This is a genomic window from Streptomyces sp. NPDC050287 (genome assembly GCF_044459385.1).
Lineage (GTDB): Bacteria > Actinomycetota > Actinomycetes > Streptomycetales > Streptomycetaceae > Streptomyces.
In genome coordinates this window covers 72,621-78,706 of the sequence record NZ_JBITIY010000012.1, presented here as the reverse complement: position 1 = coordinate 78,706, position 6,086 = coordinate 72,621, and the positions used below count along the sequence as shown (strand labels likewise).

4 protein-coding genes are annotated in these 6,086 nt (G+C 71.4%); 2 read left to right on the top strand and 2 right to left on the bottom strand.

Annotated features, from left to right (window positions below; all coding sequences use genetic code 11):
* Window positions 1-112: 112 nt before the first annotated feature.
* Entirely contained in the window at window positions 113-1,141 is a 1,029-nt protein-coding gene (locus ACIBK3_RS34420) for a methyltransferase (protein WP_399371471.1), read from the bottom strand.
* An 88-nt stretch (window positions 1,142-1,229) separates the two neighbouring features.
* Window positions 1,230-2,288: a nitrous oxide reductase family maturation protein NosD gene (locus ACIBK3_RS34415; protein WP_399371470.1), complete on the bottom strand. Its 1,059-nt coding sequence runs from the start codon at window positions 2,286-2,288 to the stop codon at window positions 1,230-1,232.
* A 215-nt stretch (window positions 2,289-2,503) separates the two neighbouring features.
* Between ACIBK3_RS34415 and ACIBK3_RS34410 the strand changes: the two genes are divergently transcribed.
* Together ACIBK3_RS34410 and ACIBK3_RS34405 are read left to right on the top strand one after the other, a co-directional pair.
* Entirely contained in the window at window positions 2,504-4,171 is a 1,668-nt protein-coding gene (locus ACIBK3_RS34410; RefSeq protein ID WP_399371469.1) for an NAD-dependent malic enzyme, read from the top strand.
* A 202-nt stretch (window positions 4,172-4,373) separates the two neighbouring features.
* The gene (locus ACIBK3_RS34405; protein WP_399371467.1) at window positions 4,374-6,077 is read left to right on the top strand and encodes an NAD-dependent malic enzyme; all 1,704 of its coding nucleotides are present in this window, start codon (window positions 4,374-4,376) and stop codon (window positions 6,075-6,077) included.
* Window positions 6,078-6,086: the final 9 nt, after the last annotated feature.

The following is a 6,086-nucleotide window of genomic DNA, read 5'->3' as shown; positions in this document are numbered from 1 at the left end:
GTGGCCCCCCCGCTACACCTTCGCGCCGCGCGCCCCCCCCCCGGCCCCCCCCCGCCCCCCCGGGGCCCCCCCCCCCCCCCCGCGCCGGCCCCGGCGACCAGTGGCCGTCGGCTCAGGCGGGGACGTGGCAGTCGAACGCGTGCAGATAGGGGTTGACCGGGCGGATGTCGTCGATGACCAGGCCCGCTTCGGTCAGCCGGCTGACCATGCTGTCGGTGGTGTGCTTCGCCCCGCCGACGTTGAGGAGCAGCAGCAGGTCCATGGCGGTGCTGAACCGCATGGAGGGCGTGTCGTCGACGAGGTTCTCGATGACCACGACCCGCGTGCCGGGTCCGCCCGCCTCGATGACATTGCGCAGGGTGCGGGCGGTGCTGTCGTCGTCCCACTCCAGGATGTTCTTGATGACGTAGACGTCGGCCCTGACGGGGACGGCCACCCGGACGTCGCCGGGCACGATGCGCGCGCGGTCCGCGAGGTCACCCCGCTCGCGCAGCCGTGGCAGGGCGTTGTCGACGACGCGGGGCAGATCGAGCAGTGTGCCGTGCATCGACGGGTACTTGTCGAGCAGGCTCGCCACCACGTGCCCCTGACCGCCGCCGATGTCCGCGACCGACGCGGTGCCCGACAGGTCGAGCAGGGCCGCGACGTCCCTCGCCGACTGCTCGCTGGAGGTCGTCATCGCGCGGTTGAAGACCGCCGCCGATTCGGGGGCGTCCTCGTTGAGGTAGGTGAAGAACTCCTTGCCGTACAGGCCCTCGACGACGTTCTGGCCGGTGCGCACCGCCTCGTCCAGGTGGGGCCACGCGTCCCAGGTCCACGGCTCGGTGCACCACAACGTGATGTCGCGGAGGCTGTGCGGGTCGTCCTCGCGCAGCAGCCGGGACATGCCGGTGTGCGCGAACGTCCCGTCCTGCTGCTCGGAGAAGACGCCGTAGCAGGACAGGGCCCGCAACAGCCGTCGCAGCGGCCGGGGTTCGGTCTTCACCGCTGCCGCGAGGTCCTCCACGGCCATGGGACTGTCGCCGAGCGCGTCGGCGACCCCCAGCCGGGCGGCCGCGCGAAGGGCGGCGGCACACGCCGCCCCGAACACGAGCTCCCGCAGCCGCATGGACGGCGGTGGGGAGGTCTGAGCGGTCGTCATGTGCCGCCTTCCTTCTACTTGGTTCTTCTCGGGTGCTTCTCTGGCGTTTCTTGGGTGCTTCTCGGGTTCGGGGGCTACGGTCGGCCGCTCAGCACAGGCCCGTGGGCTTGGACGCCTGGCAGGAGTTGCCGGCGAAGGTGTTGCCCTTGCCGGTGTCCGTGTTGACGAGGTCCGCCGGGGAGTTGCCCTGCAGCATGTTGTGGCTGATCCGGTTCCGCTCGCTGGTGACGCCCACGAAGCTCTTGAACAGGACGACGCCGCCGGACAGCGGGGAAGTACCGACGTTGCCCGTGATCATGTTCCCGGTCACCAGCGAATCCTCGGCGCCGGTCAGCACGATGCCGGAGCCCTGCAGGAAGGGCAGCCGCTCGGTCTTCGGGCACAGCTTGTTGTTGCTCTCGACGCTGTTGCCGCGCACGGTCAGCAGGCCGGTCTTCGGCTTGTTCTCGTCGCCGACGACGAACACGCCCGCACAGTTGCCGGTGATGCGGTTGCCCTCGACGCTGAGGTTCCGCAGCCGGCGGACGGTGACGCCGATCCGGTTGCCCTCCAGCCGGTTGCCCTGGACCACCGTTCCCCGAGTGTCCGCGGCGCCCTGCTCGGCCGTGATGGTGTTGGCGAGGAGCACGCCCGCGTCGCCGTTGTCCCGGGCGGTGTTGGCGCGGATCACGCTGCGGACCGACCGCTCCTGGGCGATCCCCCACACGCCGTTCTTCACCGCGGTCACGTTGCGCACGGTCAGCCCGTCCGTCGCCATGGCGAACACGCCGGACTTGGCGAAGCCGGTCACGGTCAGGGAGGCGACCGTGACGTCCTCGACGTTGCTGCCCTTCGTCCCCACCACACAGATGCCGTTGCCGTTCTCGGCGCACTTGTTCGCGTCCTTCTTGGTGCCCGGCTCGATCACCGTGCCGAGGCCCGTGCCGCGCAGCGTAAGCCTGGGCGTGCTCACCTTGACGCTCTCGTGGAAGGTGCCGGGGAGGACCAGAACGGTGTCACCCGGTGCGGCGGCGTCCACCGCCTTCTGGATCGATTCCCCCGGGCGCACCACGTGGGTCGCGTGACCGGCGCTCGGCGGAGCGGCCCCGAGGCCCGCCCCGACGACCGTTGCGGCGCACGCCCAGTACACAATTTGGCATTTCTTCATATTCCGCACGATATGGTCAGATGATCCGCCAACAGGCTGGATGGGCCGTTCGGGGGCGTGTCACGTGCCGCGTGGGGGCGACGCAGGAGAACTCCGAACCCAACCGGGCCCTCCCGCGTCAGCGGCGGCTGACCGGGCCTCGGGGCCTTGGCCTCGGCTTGCCGATACCTTGGGGTAGGGGGCGCGACAATCAGGGCAGGCGCATCGTCATGACAGTGAGCGACACCATCCACGGCACCGCATTGCTCTTTGACCCGCTGCGCAACAAAGGGACCGCCTTCACGCGTGAGGAGCGGTCCGCACAGGGCCTCGACGGGCTGCTTCCGCCCGCCGTCGAAACCCTCGAGGAACAGGCCGACCGTGCCCACGACGCGTTCTTCGGTTACGACAAACCCCTCAACCGGCACATCTACCTGCGCCAATTGCAGGACACCAACGAGGTGCTCTTCTACCGGCTGATCACCGAGCACGTCGAGGAGATGCTGCCGGTCATCTACACCCCCACGGTCGGCGAGGCGTGCCGCCGGTTCAGCGAGATCTACCGCAGGCCGCGCGGCCTGTTCCTGTCGTACGACGACCGGCACCGCTTCCGGGAGATCCTGCGCAACCGCCCGAACAGCGAGGTGGACGTGCTGGTCGTCACCGACGGGCAGCGCATCCTCGGCCTCGGTGACCAGGGCGTCGGCGGGATGGGCATCCCGATCGGCAAGCTCAGCCTCTACACCGCCATCGGCGGCATCCATCCCGCGCGCACCCTGCCGGTCCTGCTGGACGCCGGGACGGACAACGAGGACCTGCTGAACAACCCGCACTACCTGGGCTGCCGGCGGCGCCGGGTGACGGGCGCGGAGTACGACGAGCTCGTGGAGATGTTCGTCTCGGCGGTCGAGGCGGAGCTGCCGGGCACTCTGCTGCAGTGGGAGGACTTCGCGACCGTACACGCCCGGCCGATCCTGACCCGCTATCAGGACAGGCTGCTGACGTTCAACGACGACATCCAGGGGACCGCCGCGGTGGCGCTCGGGGCGCTCACCACGGCCACCGAGATCGCGGGCACCCGCCTGGCCGACCAGCGGTTCGTCGTGCTCGGTGCCGGATCGGCCGCGGTCGGCGTGGCCGACATGATCCGTACCGCCCTCGTCGACGAGGGGCTGTCGGAGCGCGCGGCGCTCGACCGTTTCTGGTTCGTGGACGTCGACGGTCTGCTGCTGACGTCACGGTCCGGGCTGACGGAGGAACAGCGGGCCTACGCCCGCGCCGACGAGGAGGTCCGGGACTGGGACGGCCACGGGATCCCGGGGCTCGCCGAGGTCGTACGCCAGGTCCGGCCCAGCGCGCTGATCGGCCTGTCCACCGCTCACGGGGCGTTCACCGAGGAGGTCGTACGGCAGATGGCCGCCGGCTGTGAACGGCCGGTGATCTTCCCGCTGTCCAATCCGACCTCGCACTCCGAGGCCGACCCCGCCGATCTGGCCCGCTGGACGGACGGGCGGGTGCTGGTGGCGACCGGTTCCCCGTTCCCGCCGCTGCGGATCGACGGCCGTGACGTACCCGTCGCCCAGGCCAACAACGTGTACGTCTTCCCCGCGATCGGCCTCGCGGTCACCGCCGCCCGCGCCACCCGCGTCACCGACCGGATGATGGTCGCCGCCGCCCGCGCCGTGGGCCGTTGCGCGGCCCGCTCGGCACCGGACGACGGCAGCCCCGCTCCCCTGCTGCCGCCCCTGGGGCGGATGCGGGACGCGGCCCGCGAGATCGCCGTCGCCGCGGCACTCGCGGCCGTCGAGGACGGCGTCGCCCCGCAAGCCACCGAGGAGGAACTGCGGGCCGCGATCCGGTCGGCCCAGTGGGTGCCCGACTACGGCAGCGGAGCCACCGGCTGAGCCCGTGCCCCGGCACCGGAGGTGAGGGCGGCGTCCGTCACAGACGCGCGGTCGGACGCCCGGCCTTCAGCGGAGAAAGCGCAGGCCAGGCACTCGAATAACATCAGCTCATGGATCGTGTGATTCTCAGGCATTGGACGCATGTATCCATGAGCTCGCAGGCTTGGTCGCTGTCCCCGTTTCCGACCGTTCAGGAGCAGTCATGGGCAGCCAGAGCCGCAGCGTCGACGGTGAAATCCGCACGACCGCCCGCGGCCATGCCGTACTGAGCAATCCCCGTCTGAACCGGGGCACCGCCTTCACCCGGCAGCAGCGGCACGAGCTCGGCCTGGTGGGCCTGGTGCCGCCGCAGGTGCTGACGCAGGATCAGCAGGCCGCCCGCGCCTACACGCAGTTCCGTTCCCAGCCCGACGACCTCGCCAAGAACGTCTATCTGACGGCGCTGCGCGACCGCAACGAAGTGCTGTTCCACCGGCTGCTCGGCGACCATCTCGCCGAGATGCTGCCGATCGTGTACACCCCGACCGTCGGCACCGCGATCGAGCGCTACAGCTACGAGTACCGCCGCCCGCGCGGGGTGTACCTGTCGGTCGACGCGCCCGAGGACATCGAGCGTTCCCTGCGGGCTTCCGGGCTGGGCGCCGACGACGTCGACCTGATCGTGGCGACCGACGGCGAGGCGATCCTCGGCATCGGCGACTGGGGCGTGGGCGGCATCGACATCGCGGTGGGCAAGCTCGCCGTCTACACCGCCGCCGCGGGCGTCGACCCCGCCCGCACCCTGGCGGTGATGCTGGACGTGGGCACCAACCGGCAGGAGCTGCTGGACGACCCGCTGTACCTGGGCAACCGGCACCCGCGCGCCGAGCGGGAGAGCTACGACGCCTTCCTCGACGCGTACGTCAGCGCCGCCACCGAACTGTTCCCCGACGCACTGCTGCACTGGGAGGACTTCGGCCCGGCCAACGCCCGCCGCGTCCTGGACCGGTACCGCGAGAAGGTGTTCACCTTCAACGACGACATCCAGGGCACCGGCGCGGTCAACCTGGCCGCCGTGCTCTCCGGCGTGCGCGCCACCGGCGTCCCGCTGCGCGAACACCGCGTCGTGATCTTCGGCGCCGGTACCGCCGGCGTCGGGATCGCCGACCAGCTCCGCGACGCGATGATCGCCGACGGGCTGACGCCGCGGGAGGCAACCGAGCGCATCTGGGCCGTCGACCGCCACGGCCTGCTCACCGAGGGCCAGCCGGACCTGCGGGACTTCCAGACCCGCTACGTCCGTCGCGGCGCCGACGTCCCCGGCTGGCGGCACGACGACGACCTCGGCGGCATCCCGCTGGCCGAAGTCGTCGGCAGGGTGCGCCCGAGCGTTCTCATCGGCGCCTCCGGACAGGGTGGCGCCTTCACCGAGGACATCGTCCGGGCCATGGCGGCGCACACCGACAGGCCGATCATCCTGCCCCTGTCGAACCCCACCCGGCTGGCCGAGGCCGTCCCCGCCGACCTGCTCCGCTGGACCGAAGGCCGGGCCCTGATCGCCACCGGCAGCCCCTTCGAACCGGTGGAGGTCGCCGGCGTCACCCACCACATCGGGCAGGCCAACAACGCGTTGGTCTTCCCCGGCCTCGGGCTGGGGGCGGTCGTCGTCCGGGCCGAGCGCATCACCGACGGCATGCTCGTCGCCTCGGCGCGCGCCGTCGCGGAACAGACCGACGCCACGGCGCCGGGCGCGCCGGTGCTCCCTCTGATCGACCGGCTGCGCGAGACCTCGGTCGCGGTGGCCGTGGCGGTGGCCCGCGCCGCCGTCGAGGACGGCGTCGCCCGGGAGACCGCCGGCGACGCGATCGAGGAGCGGGTCCGCGCGGCCATGTGGCAGCCGGCGTACCCGCCGATCGCGGCCGTGTGACGGACGCCC

Excerpts from the sequence above, each read along its gene's own strand:
- ACIBK3_RS34415 (WP_399371470.1), bottom strand. The coding sequence starts at position 2,288 with ATGAAGAAATGCCAAATTGTGTACTGGGCGTGCGCCGCAACGGTCGTC.
- ACIBK3_RS34420 (WP_399371471.1), bottom strand. The coding sequence starts at position 1,141 with ATGACGACCGCTCAGACCTCCCCACCGCCGTCCATGCGGCTGCGGGAG.
- ACIBK3_RS34405 (WP_399371467.1), top strand. The coding sequence starts at position 4,374 with ATGGGCAGCCAGAGCCGCAGCGTCGACGGTGAAATCCGCACGACCGCC.